The following is a 17,101-nucleotide window of genomic DNA, read 5'->3' as shown; positions in this document are numbered from 1 at the left end:
ATTGATACCTTTTTGGATTGCTTGTAAAGGGGATAGTAATTTTGAAGAAAAAAAGTAAATAGCAAAACATGAAATAAACAATATAATAATAGAAAAAATAATTTGCTTATATGCGTCTTTTAAAACCAACATTTCCAACTCATCTTGCTTTTGAGTTGCACAAGCAATATAGCTTACTTTAGCTTTTGAATTATCTATATTAGCGCAAATTCCAAATCTTTCTTCTTGTGTATCAACGCTTATATATTCAAATGTTTTATAATCTCCAAATTGCTGATGATATTTTTTTATCTCTTCTATACTTGGATGTTGAGTTAAGATTAGTGATTTATTATTTGATGCAAAAGGAATAGAGCTTGTTGTATCAAAAACAAAAACATTTCCTGGAAGTTTTTCAAAGGTCTTTTGCAAAGATGTTAGCAGTAAATCAACACCTAAAACACCTATCAACTTACCATTTTTCTTAATCGGGGTAGAATAAGTAAAACTAGGTAATTTTGTAACAGAATCTTCATAAACATCGCTTATAAACACTCCATCATTTGCAATAGCCCCTTTATACCAGTCTCTAGAAGTAGCATCGTAACTTGGATCATCATAAGAAGAAACTCCACCACCTCTTTTTCTAAAATTAACTCCTTTTTTATCAGAAACAGTATCGCTTACAAGCATAGTTCCATCGGGAAAACCAACATAGACAGCTAAAGTATTTGATCCATCTTTAAAAATTTTTAAATCATCTCCTAGTATTTGCTCCATAGAATCAAAATTTAAAACTTGATTTTTTCCCAAAGAATCAATGTATTTTTTTATGGCAAGTAAAATATCTATATAGCCATCAACATATCCTTCTACCTGAGTTTCTGTGATCAATAAATAATCTTCATTCGCTTGTTTACTGTTTGAAATTAAATTATTTCTACTAGAAACAAATGCCATTATAGTGATTATTGATAAAGCTAAAAAGACAATAACACCAACAACAATGGACAATTTATTTTTCACACTCATTTGTGTATTTACATTCATATATCTCCTTTTTTGTATTTAAATTGAAGTATTTTAGTAAATATATTTTATCAAAAAAATAATAAATTTTAATAAAAATTATATATTATGACAAAATATTTGTTTATTATTTAAAATAATACTCTGCTGGTTTAGTGAAGAAAAATTAGGTATATAAGCATAACCGCTGATAGGATTTATAACTATGCATATATGCTGATCTTGTTTATTAGATAATCTTATAATGCAGTTATTATTAAAAGATGAGAGTTTATCATAAGGACGCATAGCATTTTTCAAAGGTGTATATAAGCGACCATAATCATCAAAAATTAAACGCGTACTTCCCTTGCAAGCACCTTCAAACAAAACTTTTGAAATACCATATGTTTTTTCTATATTATATTTTAAATTCGCCTTAGAATCATTTTGATTTATTACTCCGCTTTGTCCTGAGTTCATCAATAAGTTTGGATTAATTAAATCAACAGCTATTTCTCTGTCTTTATTAATCATGTTTTTACCTATATTTGCATTACCATCACCATTTTTATCTAAAAAAATAGTATAAGTTTGTTCATTATTTGTAGCTGACTTTGAGCGTATGAAATATAATTGCCATTTGGCTTTAAACCACTCTCGTTTAGCAATATTAAATTCTTTTACTCTAAAATCATTTTGTATTAATGCTAAATGTCTTGTGTATTTAATATCATTTAAAATTTGTTCAGCCCCTAAACGCAAATAGTCAGGTTTGTAATAAAAATACCCCATAGAAAACAATAAAGATAATATAATACAAACAAAAACTAATTCTATTAAAGTAAAAGCTTGTTTCATTTTATATAATAATAAATTTTATGCCTACCTAAACTAACATATATCTTACTGGCTTTTTTACTAGAATGAAGTTCTAATTTACCTTTGGAAATACCATAAAATTTAAGTCTTAAAGCTAACTCTTTATCTTTAGTGAAAATATGTGTAAAATTTCGTTGTTTTAACTTTAAAGACAATTCTTTAGCAATATGATAATCATAAGCAAAATGTTTTTTTGGATCTTTTAATAAATAATAAAAACTTTGATTAAAAATAATACCAAGATAAAAAAATAGTAAAAAAACTAAAGAGCATTCTATAAAAATTTTATGTTTTAGGCGCAATTGTGGCATTCTTGAGCGATAAGAAGACATTAAATAACGAACTAATAATGGAGTACAAACTACACAAAAAGGTAAAAAGTCTTCTAAAAAAAGTCTTTGTCTTATAGAAAAAATCAAACAAAAAACGAAAGTAGTTGCACTAATAAACCATAAAAGAGGTTTATCATCTTGTAAAAGAATTTTATAAATAACATAAAAAAAATAAAGAAAAATTAAAGGTGAAAAGCAAGCTGCAAAAATACCTAAAGTATCTAAAAAATATCCTTTAGGTTTTCCACTTGCATCAAAACCATAAATACTCATTGCAATAGCAAATAAAATCAAAGAGCATGCAATAAGTAATTTATCTTTTTTATATATAGCAAAAAAGAAAAAAGATAAATATAAAATTACAAAATTTCCATCTACAAAAAGAACTAAAAAAAACAAGATATAAAATAAAAAAAATTTTTTATATTCAAACAGCACCAAAATCAAAAGCGTAAAAAATATTACTATGCTAGATTCATTGATAAGCAAAGCGCTGGCTACACTACCAGGAAGCAATATAAAAAGCACAACAGAAATAAAAGCATCAAAAGAAGTTTTGGTGTATCTTAAAGCCAAAATATACAACAAAATACAACTTAAAGAATGCAACAAAACAAACGGAAGTCTTAATCCAAAATCATTTTGTCCAAGAAGAGCAGTACCAAATCTAGCAATCATAGCAATTAAGCTATGATCGTAAAAATAAATTTGTGCTTCATTGTAGCTGATAGATAAAGTGCTTACACCATATAATAAAGCACAAAAATCAAAAAATAAAACGGCTAATAAATACCTTTTCATTTTTGATTAGTCAAGTTTTACAGGCCCATTACTTGCGTGAGATTGTAAAAATCTTAAAATTCTATCTTTTTCCGCATCAGTGATTTTAGCAAAACCTTGCATAGCAGATAAATATGCATCCCATTCTTCCATTAAATGTTCTTTTGGTTTATGTGCTGCGTGACAACTTGTGCAAGTATCATAATAAGTTAATTCTATCTCATCCCAAGCAAGAATTTCTTGATCGGTCAAATCTTTACTTTTAACTAAAAATTCCATTTCATTACTTGCATTTTTAGCATTTAAAGTAAGTAAAAGATAAATTCCATCTTTGGTATAAGCAAGGCTTTTTGGATTTGACTCCACAACCTCACCTTTGACTTTAATTAAAGAGTATTCACCTTCTTCTTTTATAAGCTCCACTTTAGAGCCTTCATAAATTTGTCCTACTACTTTTTTACTAGCACTATCTAAAAGATCTACTTTTTCATTAAAAATAAACATATCTTTAGCAAACAAAGCACTAGCTAAAAAAGTTAATGTCAATATAATTTTCTTCATTTTAAGCTCCTATGATTTCTGGTGGTGTAGTTGAATTATAAGGTTTTATAACTTCTTTTAGCTTTTTAATACCCACTAAGCAAGTATTTACACTAGTTGCTTGAGCCATAGTTGAAGTTGGTCTTGAGCTTGTTAAAACATTTACATGACCTGCATTACATCTTGGCTTGCTATCGCTTACATCTTCAGGGTCATACCAAGCACCTTCTTGGATACTAACAACTCCTTCCATGATATTATCTGTTACAAAAGCACCTGCTAAAAGTGATCCACGATCGTTATATACTTCTACAACTTCTCCGTGGGTAATACCAAGTTTTTTGGCATCATTTGTATTAATCATCACAGGTTCTCTACCTTGAATTTTATACAAATCTCTCACCCAAGTATTATCAAGTTGAGAATGCACTCTATATCTTGGATGTGGACTTACTAAATGGAAAGGAAATTTTTTAACTAATTTTTCATTACCCAGCCACTCTGCAGGCTCAAACCATGTTGGATGTGCTTTAAAATCATCTAAATTGTATTTTTCAAATTTTGGAGAATAAATTTGGATTTTTCCACTTTCTGTTGCAAGTTTATTTGCCACAGGATCGGCTCTAAATTCAGAGTGTCTTACAAAATTATAAGCTTCTTTTGGTGGTTCAAAATGGATAAAACCTTGTTTCCAAAAGTCAGCAAATTCCATATAATAAGGACAATCACTTCTTCCATAAAAACCTTCAAGCCATTGTTGTTTTGTTTTATTACCTGTAAATTTTTTATGCTCTCTCTCGCCAATTCTTTTTGCTAATTCTTCGAAAATATCATAGTCATTTCTACTTTCAAAATAAGGCTCAATTACTTTTTTCATAGCATAAACATAATCTTGAGAATAAGAGCCACCAAAGCTAATATCATCTCTTTCTAAAGTTGTAGTTGAAGGTAATACAATATCTGCCATTTTTGCCATAGGAGTCCACCAAGGCTCATGTACAATTAGCGTATCAAGTGTTCTTAAAGCTTTGATAAGTTCATTTGTATTTGGATGATGGCCCAATACAGAAGCGCCCACTACATACATGAGTTTAATTTTAGGATAAGTGATTTCTTTACCTTTAAATTTAACTGTTTTGCCTGGATTTAAAATAGCTTCTGAAACTCTACTTGCAGGAATATTAGTATCAAGATTATTTTTACCTTGTGGTAAACCTACTGGTAATCTTACACCTGAAAATGCTTGACCACCACCTGAATAATGCATAGAAAAACCAAATCCACCACCAGGTAAGCCTACTTGACCTATCATTGAAGCTAAAACCATTAAAGTCCAATCAGCTTGCTCACCATGGTGTGCTCTTTGCATAGCCCAGTTACCTGCTAAAAAGGTTCTATTTTTTACAAAAGTATCTGCCAATGCGGTAATAACTTTTTCTTCAACGCCGGTAATATTTGCAGCCCAAGCTGGAGTTTTATCAATACCATCAGTTTTTCCAAGCAGATAAGGTAAGAATTTGTCAAAACCATCAGTGTATTTTTCAATGAATTTTTTATCATATTTTCCACTTTTATATAAATAATTCATCATACCAAGCATTAAAGCAACATCAGTATTTGGACGAATCTTAATCCACTGAGCATTTAAAATTTCTGCTGTTTGAGTATATTGAGGATCGATAGTTATAAATTTAATTTTTGATTTGCTGTATTTTTTATAATAATCATCATTACCACGATTTGCAACTTTAAAATCAATTTGATTACATTTATAAAGATCAGCTCCCCATAAAACATAAACCTGAGTGTTTTCCAAAATAACTTCATGAGAAGTTTGTAAAGAATAAACTTCCAAATCTCCTACTATACTAGCATTTACTTTACCAGCAGCACCATTACTATACTCACCATCAGTGCCAATATGGCCACCTAAAGCGGTATTAAAAAATCTTCCTGCTACTGAGTTGCAATTGTGCAATAAACCTACATGTCCCCATGCACCATAACTTGCATTAAATAAATTTTCAATAGGGGTTTCTTTTAATTTTTCCAATACAAGCTCTAAAGCTTTCTCCCAACTTACTCTTACAAAAGGTTCTTTACCTCTTAATTTAGGTCTTTTTTTACCTTCTAAAAAGCTTTTTCTAACACAAGGATACTTTACCCTAGTGTCTGAATAAGTTCTATCGATAATAGCATCAGTTATTACTGAAGGATGTTTATCAGATTTTTGTGGAGTAACTTTTACTATTTTTCCTTCTGAATTTACTTCAGCCCAAAAAGCACCAAAGTGAGTTGCATGAGGAATTTTTTTAGTATCGTAAAATTTTGTTTGTGCTGCCATTAAAGGATTAACGGAAGCAACTGCTGAAGTTGCAGCAAGACCTTTTAAGAATTTTCTTCTTGTTAAACTCATGTTTGTCCTTCCTTTTAGTTTAGTATTTAATTATATTGTATTATTTATAGCTAATAATAAACTAAATTTTAATACTCCAGAAAAAATCAATCCATTCCTTAGCTTCTTTAATATAAAATTCAGGGATTAATAATGCTGAAGTTTTGTAAAAAACACTTGCTACTTTAAGCTCTAAATGAGGAAACTTTTGACTTAAGACTCTCTTAATTTCTATCATAGTTTCACCACTATCTATGATATCATCTACCAAAAGAACTTTTTTATATGAACTAAGATCAGGAATATTAAAAATTTTAATCGTATCTAATTTTTGAGTATCTTCATAATGGATAGAATTTAAAGAAAATAAATTTCTATTACCCATACCTTCTGCTAAAAAATGGCCCAAAGTCATACCACCTCTTGCTATAGCAAGTAAAACATCGGGATTAAATTCCTCTTTTATTTTGCGCGTAAAAGGGATAATTTCTTTTTGAAATTCTTCATAAGTATAATAATACATAATCACTTCCTATAAAAATTGTAATAAAAATACCAATAATGAAATTGCACTTAAAATGATAATTCCGAGATTAATTTTATCAAATTCTTTTTGCATAATACGCATAAATAAATACGCAATAAAACCAAAAGCAAAGCCTGTTGTAATAGAATAAGTCAGCGGCATCATAATAATAATAAAAAATGCACTCACAGCTATTGCTTTATCTTTAAAATTGATATTTGCAACTTCCATAAACATTAAAACTCCAACAAGAACCAATACAGGATAAATAGAATTTGCAGGAATAGCTTTAAATACCGGTAGTAAAAATAAAGTGAAAACAAAACATATAGCAGTAACTAAAGCTGTAAGACCTGTTCTACCGCCTGCTTCAACTCCTGCTGAACTCTCCACAAATGCCGTTACAGTAGAGGTACCAACAACTGCTCCCATAGCTGAACTAACAGCATCTACTCCTAAAGTTTTTCCTAGTTTTTTATCACCTTGTTTTGGATCATCAAATATTTTTCCTCTTGAGCCTACGCCTGTGATTGTCCCTACGCTATCAAAAAGCTGAGTAACAAAAAAAGTAAGCACTATAGGAATCATACTAAACTCTAAAGCTCCTTTAATATCAAGCTTACCAAATATTGCACTTAAACCATTATCTCCGTTTATAACTGGCATCGATAAAAGTTGTTCTGGAAACCTAGCTCCATCAATACCAAAAATCCAAGCACACAAAGCACTTACAAAAACAGCTAAGATAAAAGCAGCTTTAATCCTCCAAGCCCAAAAAACAAAAACTAAAAACAAACCAAATAATCCAAAAAGTACTTTAGTGCTTGAAAAATCTCCCAAGCCTACTAAAGTTGCTTCGCTTTTGGTGATAATTCCCATTTGCACAAGTCCCATAAAAGCTATAAAAGTTCCAATACCCGCTGATATAGCTTTTCTTAGATCATTTGGTATGCTTTTTATAACCCAAATTCTAAAATTAGTAAAAGATAATAAAGTAAAAACAATACCTGATAAAAAAACAGCCCCCAAAGCACTTTGCCAAGGAATTTGATAAGTATTACACACGCTAAAAGTAAAATACGCATTTAATCCCATGCCTACACTCATAGCCACAGGAGTATTAGAGAAAAAAGCACTTAAAGTAGTAGCTATAATAGTTACCAAAGCGGTTGCTACGATTAAAGCTTCTAGTGGCATACCTGAATTGCTCATTATATTAGCATTAACTGGTATAATATAAATCATTGCTAAAAAGGTAGCAATACCTGCATAAATTTCAGTTTTTACATCGCTATTATGCTCTTTAAGTTTAAAAAAATCCATTTTAATCCTTAATAAATTTTTAGTTCATTATATAAACTATCTCGCTCTATTGCTATATAACCTGAACTTTGAATCATCTCTATGAAGGTTTTTAAACTTAAGCCATTTGAACTTTTTGCTCCACCTGCACTTTGTATGCTTTCTTTTTCTATGGTACCATCTAAATCATTTGCGCCAAAATCTTGAGCCACCATAGCTAAATTTATACCCATAGTTGCCCAATAAGCTTTGATATTTTTAATATTATCAAGCACTATTCTTGCTATAGCTAAAGTTTTTAAAATTTCCACCGAGCCAAGTGGCTTTTTACCTGTAATAAAACTATTATCTTGTTGCCAAACTAAAGGAATAAAAGCATTAAACCCACTTGTTTGATCTTGGAGATTTCTTAATCTTATCATGTGATTAATTCTATTTTCTCTACTTTCTATATGCCCAAATAACATAGTAGCATTACTTTGTTTGCCTTTTTCATGCCAAAGTTTGTGAATTTTTAGCCAATTTTCACTACTTACCTTACCATGACAAATTCTTTTTCTAACTTCTTCATCAAAAATTTCAGCTCCACCACCTGGCATAGAATCAACACCATACTCAAGCATTTTTTCTATCACTTCTTCATAACTCATATCAAAAGCTCTACTTAAAAAATCAACCTCAGCAGCAGTTAGAGCTTTAATGTGTAAAAATGGATATTTTTCTTTAATCATTTTAAAAATTTCTAAATACCACTGCCATGATGTATTTTTATTGTGCGCTGAAACAATATGAATTTCTTTCGTATCTCTTAAAACTGTCTCATCAACTATTTTCATTATCTCTTCATGTGTCATAGTGTAAGGATTAGGATTTTTCCTATGTGCTGAAAAAGCACAAAATTTACAAGTATCTGCACATATATTTGTAGGATTAATATGTCGATTGATATTAAAATAAACCTTTTTGCCATGCAAATTAGTACGAATTTTTTGTGCATATTTAGCTAGAGTAAAAAGCTCTAAATCCCAAAGTTTATTAGCCTCTTCTTCGTTTAATCTTTCTTGATTTTCTAATTTTTCTATAATTGTTTGCATATTCTTACCATATTTTTAATTTTAAACTACAATTATAATTTTAACTTACTTAAAATTTAATACAAAGTATTTTTTGGTATGATTTTAATAAAAATTTAAAGCAAGGAATAATTTTCAAAAATGGATATGCAAAAAATTCAAAAATTAAAAAATTCTTTAAAAGACTATGAAGCATATTGTTCTAGACTTTTTTTAAAGCAAGGTTCTTTTAGCTTTTACCATTCTAAAGAGATTGATCGTTTTATAGAAGATATTTATGAGCTTGTTTTAAATGATTTTTTTGATGATTTTTTTCCACATAATGACAAAATTCCTTTTTGTATTATCGCCATTAAACAATATGCTAAAATGAATTTAAGCATAAAAGAAAATATTGATTTATTGCTTATTTATAAAGATATAAAAGCTTATAATATTAAGCCTTTAATGAAAGCATTTATTACTTTTTTAAACGATATTGGTTTAAGCATTAACTATCAAATTTGTGAAATAAATGGACTTTATAATATAGCTAAAAATGAGCTTAAACAAAATATTTTACAATATCGCTATATTAGTGGTTCTAAGATTTTATTTAAACAAATCAAAGAAAAAATTTCCCAAGCTCAAGATGAGTTAAAAGAAGAATTTGCTCTAAAAATCTTGCAAGAATTTAACCCTTATTATCAACCTTTAATCAAGCAAGAATTTGATATTAATAAAAATTTTGGCGGTTTAGATGAGCAACTTAATATAGAAAATTTAAATATTTTATTTAAAGATTCTCCCAAAAATTATATGCTTAATTTTATCAATGAAAAAGAATTTAGCGAATTTAAGCTTGCGAGTGATTTTTTATTTTCACTTAAATGTGCAATGAATCTTTTAGAAGGTAAAAACACAAATTTATTTTTAATACAAAATTCACAAGAACTTGCTAACTTAATGCATAAAAAAGAAAAGAAAAATTTAGATCTTAAATCCATACTCATTCAAAAAGCAATGCAAAGTATGCAAATTTGTGGAATTTATACACATTTTTTAGCAAGATGCATCCAGGAAAAACATTATAAAGAAAATAAACTTTATGAAATACAAGATAACTTTTTTACTCATTCAGATGAAAATGAAAATTTAAATTTAATACTCAATCGACTTTTAAAACTAGAAGATGAGGATTTTATTTTTGATATTAAACTAATTTTTGCATTAAAAAGAGCAAAAAATAATGATGAAAATTTGGAGTTATTTAAAGGTATATTAGAAAAAAAACATTCTTTTAGTATTTTAAAACTACTAAACAATGCAAACATTTTAAAAGATTTTTGCAAACCATTAATTCAAAGTAAATTTTTACTCGAAGAAGAAGGTGTTTATAGCGCATTAGATAGAGCATTACTTTGCTTAAAATACTTTGAAGAAAAAGATTGCAAATTTGATAAAAAAACACTTCTAATAATAAAGCTTACCATACTTTTAAGTGCTATTCATGAAGAAAATGAAATTTCTTTAGCTAATATTTACAGAGCTTATGTTGGAAAATTCCAAGTTGATAATGAATTTTTAGATTTTGGCTTAAGATTATTTAAAAATTTCAATGCTTTTAAAGATATTATAGAAAAAGAAGATATTTATAATTCTACTATTGTATTAAATTTTATTTCCAAATTAAATGATACTCATACCCTAAAAACCTTACATCTTTTATCTTTTTGCAATGCTAAAGCTTTGGGTATAGAAAATCATTTTTATTATAAAAGTTTAGAAAGATTGTTTCAAAATGCACTAGAAGGTTTTGAGGATGAAAATTTAATTGATGAGAGTCAAAGAAGGGTAAAAAAAGAACAAACTCTAAAAAGAAGCAAGGCTTTTTTAGATCTTGATGAGCAAACTCAAAACAATATCACTCATATTAAATCTAATCTCTTTTTTATAAAAAATAGCTTTGAAAAAATTATTAAAATAACACAGATTGCGCAAAAAGAAAATTTTACTTTTTGGCTTGACAATCAAGATAATTTTACTCTAGAGCTTATAATGAATAGAAAAAATAATCTTGAAAATATACTCAACACTTTAAGTTCTTTAAATTTAGTCTTTATGAGTTTTTTTGAATTATTTGATGAAAAAGTTTATCTGAAATTTGAATATTCAGATATAGTAAGTGATAATCAAAAACAAAGTTTAGAAAATTTACTTAATTCTAAATTGCATTTAAAAGTACAAAAAAAGGCAAAAAAACCAAACATTAAAAAAGATGAATTAAAATTAGACATGAATTATTCCAAAAGCTATGCCAAAATAACCTTAAACACAAAAGATCAAAAAGGTTTAATGGCTTATGTAATGGATGTACTTGCAAGATATGATATTATCTTAAGTGCAGCAAAAATTCAAACCATAAAAGAAAGAACGCGAAATGTTTTGATTTTGCATAAAAATGAAAGCTTGCAAGATCATAAAGATCAAATTCTTAAATCACTAATAAGCGAGTAAAAGATGTGTGGAATAGTAGGTTATATAGGAACTAAAGAAAAGAAAAAAATCATATTAGAAGGTTTAAAAGAGCTTGAATACAGAGGCTACGATAGCGCCGGTATAGCAGTAATGAAAGATGGAGAATTAGACTTTTTTAAAGCAGTTGGAAAATTAGAAAATTTAGCTAACAAAACTGCTAATTTTAATAGTGATGGATTTGGGCTTGCTATAGGCCATACGCGTTGGGCAACTCATGGAAAACCAACCGAAATAAATGCGCATCCACATTTAGGACAATACTCTTGTGTAATACATAATGGAATCATAGAAAATTACCAAGAATTAAAAACAAAACTCACACAAGAAGGTATTAATTTTCTAAGTCAAACAGACACTGAAGTTATTGTACATTTATTTGAATATCATGCGAGTAATTTAGAACCATTTGAAGCTTTTAAAAAGACTATAGCTGAACTAAAAGGTGCTTTTGCAATCTTGCTTGTGAGTAAAAAAGATCCTAATACAATTTATTTTGCTAAAAATGCTGTGCCACTCATCATCGGAAAAAATGGCGATGAAAATGAATATTATTTTGCATCAAGTGATGCACCTTTAGTTTCTTTAGTGGATAAAGTAGCCTATCTTGAAGATGGAGATTATGGATATGTTAATTTAAACGAATGTAAAATTTGTCATGATCAAGCTTGTATACAACCTACTTTTGTGGCTTTAAGTCAAGATAAAAGTTATGCTCAAAAAGATGGTTATAGGTTTTTCATGGAAAAAGAAATTTATGAGCAAAGTAGAGTTTTAGGCGAAGTTTTAATGGGACGATTACAAGGTGAGCAGATTGTTTTTGAAGATATAAATGAAACTCTTTTACAAAACATAGATGAAATCACACTTTGTGCTTGTGGTACAAGCTATCATGCAGCATTAAGTGGGGCTTATTTACTTGAAAGACTTGCAAAAATTAAAACTAAAGTTGAAGTAGCAAGTGAATTTAGATACAGAGAAGCCATTATAGGTAAAAATACTCTTTTTATAGTAATCTCTCAAAGCGGCGAAACAGCTGATACACTAGAAGCTTTAAAAATAGCAAAAACACAAGGAGTTAAAACTTTAGCAATATGCAATGTGGATAATTCTAACATCGTGCGTTTGGCTGATATATCTTTACTTACTAGAGCGGGTATTGAAAAAGGCGTAGCTTCAACTAAAGCATTTGCCACTCAAGTAGCAACTTTATGGATGCTTGCAATCTATCTTGCACAAAAAGCAAATTTAGATATGAGTAAAGAAATCAAAGCTCTAAGAAGTTTACCAAGTATAGTTAAAGTTGAACAAAACTTGCATGAAAAAGTACATAGAATTTCAAAAAGATACCTACATGGCCATGGCTTTTTCTTTATAGGAAGAGATGTATTTTATCCACTAGCACTAGAAGGAGCTTTAAAACTTAAAGAAATTTCATACTTACATGCTGAAGGCTATCCAGCAGGAGAGATGAAACATGGACCTATTGCTCTAGCAGATAGTGAGCTTTTTACCGTTGCATTAATGCCGCAAAATTGTCTTTATGAAAAAACAAAATCAAATGTAGAAGAATTAGCTGCAAGGGATTCTACTTTACTTGCTATCTCTCCACTTGATTTTGATTTAAGTGATGATTTTATAAAAACTTCAAAGCAAGAGCACTATATGTGCGAATTTTTCGAAATGATGGTAATCTTACAACTTCTAGCTTTAGAAGTTTCTATAAGACTTGGCAATGATGTGGATATGCCAAGAAATCTAGCAAAAAGTGTTACAGTAGAATAATATTTGTGTAGTTTTGAAAAAAACTACACCTTTCTTCAAAAATTTTATAAATACTTCTTAAATTATAAGCAAACTTTAGGGTTTATTTAGTTTAAATATCACAACTTATTTTATTACAAGGAAAGGCCATGGAATACAGAATCGAACACGATACTATGGGAGAGATTAAAGTTCCTAATGATAAATATTGGGGAGCACAAACTGAAAGAAGTTTTGAAAATTTTAAAATTGGTTGTGAAAAAATGCCAAAAGTTTTAATTTATGCTTTTGCAAATCTTAAAAAATCTTTGGCTTTGGTAAATAATAAACTTGGTAAATTAGATGATGCTAAAAAAAATGCTATCGTGCAAGCTTGCAATGAAATTGTAACAGGAAAATTTGACGATAATTTCCCACTAGCAATATGGCAAACAGGTTCAGGCACTCAAAGCAATATGAATATGAATGAAGTTATAGCAAACCGTGCAACTGAAATTATGGGTGGAGATTTTAGAAAAGAAAAGCTTGTTCATCCAAATGATCATGTAAATATGAGTCAAAGTTCAAATGATACTTTTCCAACTGCTATGAGTATAGTTTCGGTAGAGCAAGTAGAGAAAAAACTTATCCCTGCTTTAGATGAGCTTATTGCAACTTTTGAAAAAAAAGTAAAAGAATTTGAAGGAATTATTAAAATAGGAAGAACTCACCTTCAAGATGCTACACCACTTACCCTAGCTCAAGAATTTAGCGGATACCTTTCTATGTTACTTCACTCAAAAGAGCAAATCATCGCTTCTTTACCTACATTAAGAGAACTTGCAATAGGTGGGACAGCTGTTGGTACAGGATTGAATGCGCATCCAGAACTTAGTGAAAAAGTAAGCGAAGAATTAAGCAAGCTAATAGGCACTAAATTTGTTTCAAGTCCAAATAAATTCCATGCCCTAACAAGCCATGATGCAATTAATTTTACCCATGGAGCCATGAAAGGCTTAGCTGCAAATTTAATGAAAATAGCAAATGATATTAGATGGCTAGCAAGTGGTCCTAGATGTGGTCTTGGGGAATTAAACATACCTGAAAACGAGCCAGGAAGTTCTATCATGCCAGGCAAGGTTAATCCTACTCAATGCGAAGCTTTAACTATGGTTGCAGTGCAAGTTATGGGAAATGATACAGCTATTGGCTTTGCAGCAAGCCAAGGAAATTTCGAGCTTAATGTTTTCAAACCTGTGATTATTTATAACTTCTTGCAAAGCCTTGATTTATTAGCTGATGCTATGCATTCATTTAATATCCATTGTGCTGTTGGTATAGAACCAAATAAAGAAAAAATTGATTTTAACTTGCATAATTCTTTAATGCTAGTAACTGCACTAAATCCACATATTGGCTATGAAAATGCAGCTAAAGTAGCAAAAAATGCTCATAAAAAAGGTATTTCTTTAAAAGAAAGTGCTATGGAACTTGGCTTAGTAAGCGAAGAAGACTTTGCTAAATTTGTAGATCCTACAAAAATGATAGGAGTAAAAAAATAATCAAAAGACTAGGAATAACCCTAGTCTTTTTAAGGATTTAGATGATTTATGAAAATGATTTTTTATTTATAGAAAAAGAAGATTCTCAAATTCCTTGGGTAAAAATTTTTACTAAAGAAAATTACAGAGAATTAAGTGATTGTCCAGCCTTTTTGCAAAATATGCTTTTTCAGTATGTTTTAGCTTGTGAGTTAAGCCTTAGAGAATACTACAACCCAGAAAAAATCAACATAGCTTCCTTTGCAAACTATGTGCCAAGAGTGCATTTTCATGTTATGGCACGCTTTAAAGAAGATGGGTTTTTTCCTGAATGCATGTGGGGAAAACAACAAAGAGAAATTAAGGATTTAAAATTGCCTGATTTTGAAGGATTTGTATCAATTTTACTTAAAAAAATAAACAATATTCATGTTTAAAAATTTATTAATTCTAGTTATCAAATCCTATTACATTATCTACTTAGGATTATTTTAGTATAAAAATCATATAAGTTTAAAATATGAGAAAATCAAACTATAAGCTTGATAATAATTCATCTTTATTTTTATAAAAGGTCAAATAACTTTTTTTAAAACTCATGTTTTTATTAAAAACAGCAAATAAATTATTTAATATAATAAACTAAAATTTGAAAAAAGAAAGGTTTAAACTATGAAGCAATTGTTATTTTTACTTACACTTTGCTCACTTGCATTTTCCACGCAATGTGAGGTTAAAATAAAGCAAATTCAAAAAGAAATAGCTTATGCTAAAAATTACAATCATCAAGAAAAAGCTTTAAGTTTAGAATTAGCCTTAAAAGAAGTTCAGGCAGATTGCGCAAAAGATCCTCTTTTTTATGATAAAAAATTAGAGGGCAAAAAACTTAAAGAGCAAGAGATAGAAAAAATCGAACAAGAATTAAAAGAATTAAAAAAACAAAAAGATTATATGAGTAAAACAGAGTATAAAAATAAAAAACAAGCTTTAAAAGACAAAAAAGACAAAATCAAAAAAGAGATTAAAGAATACATCAACAAACTCTAATTTAATTCCAAATTTGCCACCATTTTTTATTTTGTTGTTTTAATTTTTGCATTAAAATATTTTGATTTTTTAATGCAAACTCATTTTCTCCATCAAGCTTTGATAATTCTTTGGTATATTCTAAAACTTGTTTACTCAATCATTTTATTAAAAAATTCTATAGCCTTTTGATAATCTTCCAAATTCTCAAAGTCGCTTCTTAAACAAGAGCTAGATCAATACAAGTTTACAATTTTTTTAAGGCTTTTATTTGCTTATCTAAAAGTATATAAACTCTAGCTCTGTTAAAATATACTAAATAATATATATTATCTAGTACATGGTTTTATGAAAGTCAAAAGTACTTCTTGAAATTTCAAACAATTAAATCCACAAAATGCTCTATTATGATAAGCTTCCAAAAACAATACGCTCGCTTAAAACTTCATCGCATTTTTCAAATTCTGAATTTTCAAAATATTCTTTAGCTAAATCTGATAACTCAGTAATTAAATTATCTAAATCTTAACCCTAGTTTTGATTTTCTTTATTTAAACTTTTCAAAAATTCTTCTATATTATATTTTGTTCTATAAGTTTCACTCATTAAGTGAATCAAAATATCTCCTAAATCAAGCACAGTCCATTCTTCACTACTTTCTATATTTAAAAACTCCTCACCCTTGCTTTTAAGATTAGTTTTTAAATCATCAATCAAAGAAAGCGCGTGTCTTTCCCCCATAGTAGTAGCAATCACTACAAATTTAACAAAATAATCCTTATCTTGCATATCAAAGCTTTCTATTAAATCTGCCTTTTTATCATCTAAAATCTGCACTATATTATTAATTCTTTCTTGCATTGTTTTCCTTTTGTTAAATATTTTTAAATTTAGAATAATAAAGCTTAACTTCTTCTTTGATTTGCTCACAAACTTGCGTTGTTTGTAAAGTTTGTCTTATAAAAGATGAAGAGATATTTACTTTAGTATCTAAAGTTTTAAAATGTTTTGGTATAAAAATATCATCTCTTTTAGCTATAACAAATTCTACCAAATTTTGCAATCTTTCAAATTCATGCCATTTTTCAAGACTTTGCAAATGATCAGCTCCTAAAATAAGATAAAATTTTGAAATTTCATATTGCTTATATAAAAATTCAACACTTTCTATACTAGGCACAGGTCTTTGCTTTTTTATTTCAAAATCACAAATTTCAACTTTTATTAAGCTTTCCCAAATTTCCTTGCACCATTTTAAGCGTCTTTGTTCATCTGCAGTAAATTCTTGTTTAAAAAGACTAATAAAAGTAGGCATAATAATGAGCTTATCAAGCTCTAAATTTTCTAATGCATTTAAGACTATAGCATTATGACCTAAATGAGGCGGATCAAAACTACCGCCAAAAAGTGCGATTTTCATTAAAATTTAACCTTTTTTTAGTAGAATTTTATCTACTTAA

General features: G+C 28.7%; 16 protein-coding genes. 5 read left to right on the top strand and 11 right to left on the bottom strand.

Features of this window, described 5'->3' with window-relative positions; all coding sequences use genetic code 11:
* The 8 genes from L8X97_RS05820 to mqnE form a co-directional block, all read right to left on the bottom strand.
* On the bottom strand, window positions 1–1,029 hold a 1,029-nt coding region (locus L8X97_RS05820), incomplete at its 3' end, for a cache domain-containing protein (RefSeq protein WP_263659815.1).
* 78 nt (window positions 1,030–1,107) lie between these two features.
* On the bottom strand, window positions 1,108–1,848 hold the full coding sequence (locus tag L8X97_RS05815; RefSeq protein ID WP_220566288.1) for a Tfp pilus assembly protein FimT/FimU: 741 nt from the start codon (window positions 1,846–1,848) through the stop codon (window positions 1,108–1,110).
* The gene (locus L8X97_RS05810) at window positions 1,845–3,002 is read right to left on the bottom strand and encodes a hypothetical protein (protein ID WP_263659816.1); all 1,158 of its coding nucleotides are present in this window, start codon (window positions 3,000–3,002) and stop codon (window positions 1,845–1,847) included. The genes L8X97_RS05815 and L8X97_RS05810 overlap by 4 nt, the downstream gene beginning before the upstream one ends.
* A 6-nt stretch (window positions 3,003–3,008) precedes the next feature.
* A complete protein-coding gene (locus L8X97_RS05805; protein ID WP_263659817.1) occupies window positions 3,009–3,542 on the bottom strand; it encodes a hypothetical protein in 534 nt (177 codons plus the stop codon).
* Between the two features lies 1 nt (window position 3,543).
* On the bottom strand, window positions 3,544–5,937 hold the full coding sequence (locus tag L8X97_RS05800; protein ID WP_263661046.1) for a molybdopterin guanine dinucleotide-containing S/N-oxide reductase: 2,394 nt from the start codon (window positions 5,935–5,937) through the stop codon (window positions 3,544–3,546).
* 61 nt (window positions 5,938–5,998) lie between these two features.
* A complete protein-coding gene (locus tag L8X97_RS05795) occupies window positions 5,999–6,439 on the bottom strand; it encodes a phosphoribosyltransferase (protein ID WP_263662844.1) in 441 nt (146 codons plus the stop codon).
* Window positions 6,440–6,448: 9 nt separating this feature from the next.
* A complete protein-coding gene (locus L8X97_RS05790) occupies window positions 6,449–7,765 on the bottom strand; it encodes an NCS2 family permease (protein ID WP_263662842.1) in 1,317 nt (438 codons plus the stop codon).
* Between the two features lie 8 nt (window positions 7,766–7,773).
* Window positions 7,774–8,838 (bottom strand): aminofutalosine synthase MqnE, encoded by a 1,065-nt coding sequence (gene mqnE / locus L8X97_RS05785; protein WP_133319349.1) that lies wholly within the window; start codon window positions 8,836–8,838, stop codon window positions 7,774–7,776.
* A gap of 120 nt (window positions 8,839–8,958) precedes the next feature.
* Here mqnE and L8X97_RS05780 point away from each other — a divergent pair, with 120 nt between their 5' ends.
* The 5 genes from L8X97_RS05780 to L8X97_RS05760 all read left to right on the top strand — a co-directional run bounded on the left by L8X97_RS05780 (window position 8,959) and on the right by L8X97_RS05760 (window position 15,662).
* Window positions 8,959–11,313, top strand: coding sequence for a nucleotidyltransferase (locus tag L8X97_RS05780; RefSeq protein ID WP_263659821.1), 2,355 nt, complete (start codon window positions 8,959–8,961; stop codon window positions 11,311–11,313).
* A gap of 3 nt (window positions 11,314–11,316) precedes the next feature.
* Window positions 11,317–13,116 (top strand): glutamine--fructose-6-phosphate transaminase (isomerizing), encoded by a 1,800-nt coding sequence (glmS, locus tag L8X97_RS05775; RefSeq protein WP_263662841.1) that lies wholly within the window; start codon window positions 11,317–11,319, stop codon window positions 13,114–13,116.
* A gap of 128 nt (window positions 13,117–13,244) precedes the next feature.
* Window positions 13,245–14,636, top strand: coding sequence for a class II fumarate hydratase (fumC, locus tag L8X97_RS05770; RefSeq protein WP_263662840.1), 1,392 nt, complete (start codon window positions 13,245–13,247; stop codon window positions 14,634–14,636).
* A gap of 41 nt (window positions 14,637–14,677) precedes the next feature.
* Entirely contained in the window at window positions 14,678–15,052 is a 375-nt protein-coding gene (locus L8X97_RS05765) for an HIT family protein (protein WP_263662839.1), read from the top strand.
* Between the two features lie 235 nt (window positions 15,053–15,287).
* Window positions 15,288–15,662 carry a DUF1090 domain-containing protein gene (locus L8X97_RS05760; protein ID WP_263662838.1) on the top strand — a complete coding sequence of 125 codons (375 nt, stop codon included), beginning with the start codon at window positions 15,288–15,290 and terminating at the stop codon, window positions 15,660–15,662.
* Window position 15,663: 1 nt separating this feature from the next.
* On the opposite strand, the gene L8X97_RS05755 is transcribed toward L8X97_RS05760, so the two are convergent.
* The 3 genes from L8X97_RS05755 to nadD form a co-directional block, all read right to left on the bottom strand.
* The gene (locus L8X97_RS05755; protein ID WP_220566298.1) at window positions 15,664–15,801 is read right to left on the bottom strand and encodes a hypothetical protein; all 138 of its coding nucleotides are present in this window, start codon (window positions 15,799–15,801) and stop codon (window positions 15,664–15,666) included.
* A 371-nt stretch (window positions 15,802–16,172) separates the two neighbouring features.
* A complete protein-coding gene (gene rsfS / locus L8X97_RS05750; protein WP_133319354.1) occupies window positions 16,173–16,502 on the bottom strand; it encodes a ribosome silencing factor in 330 nt (109 codons plus the stop codon).
* 13 nt (window positions 16,503–16,515) lie between these two features.
* The gene (nadD, locus tag L8X97_RS05745; RefSeq protein WP_263662837.1) at window positions 16,516–17,061 is read right to left on the bottom strand and encodes a nicotinate (nicotinamide) nucleotide adenylyltransferase; all 546 of its coding nucleotides are present in this window, start codon (window positions 17,059–17,061) and stop codon (window positions 16,516–16,518) included.
* Window positions 17,062–17,101 lie beyond the last annotated feature (40 nt).

This window comes from Campylobacter sp. CNRCH_2013_0671h, from assembly GCF_025773055.1.
In the GTDB taxonomy this organism is placed as follows: Bacteria; Campylobacterota; Campylobacteria; order Campylobacterales; family Campylobacteraceae; genus Campylobacter_D; species Campylobacter_D lari_D.
Note: the sequence above shows the minus strand (reverse complement) of the source record. Positions and strands in the feature narration are given on the sequence as shown.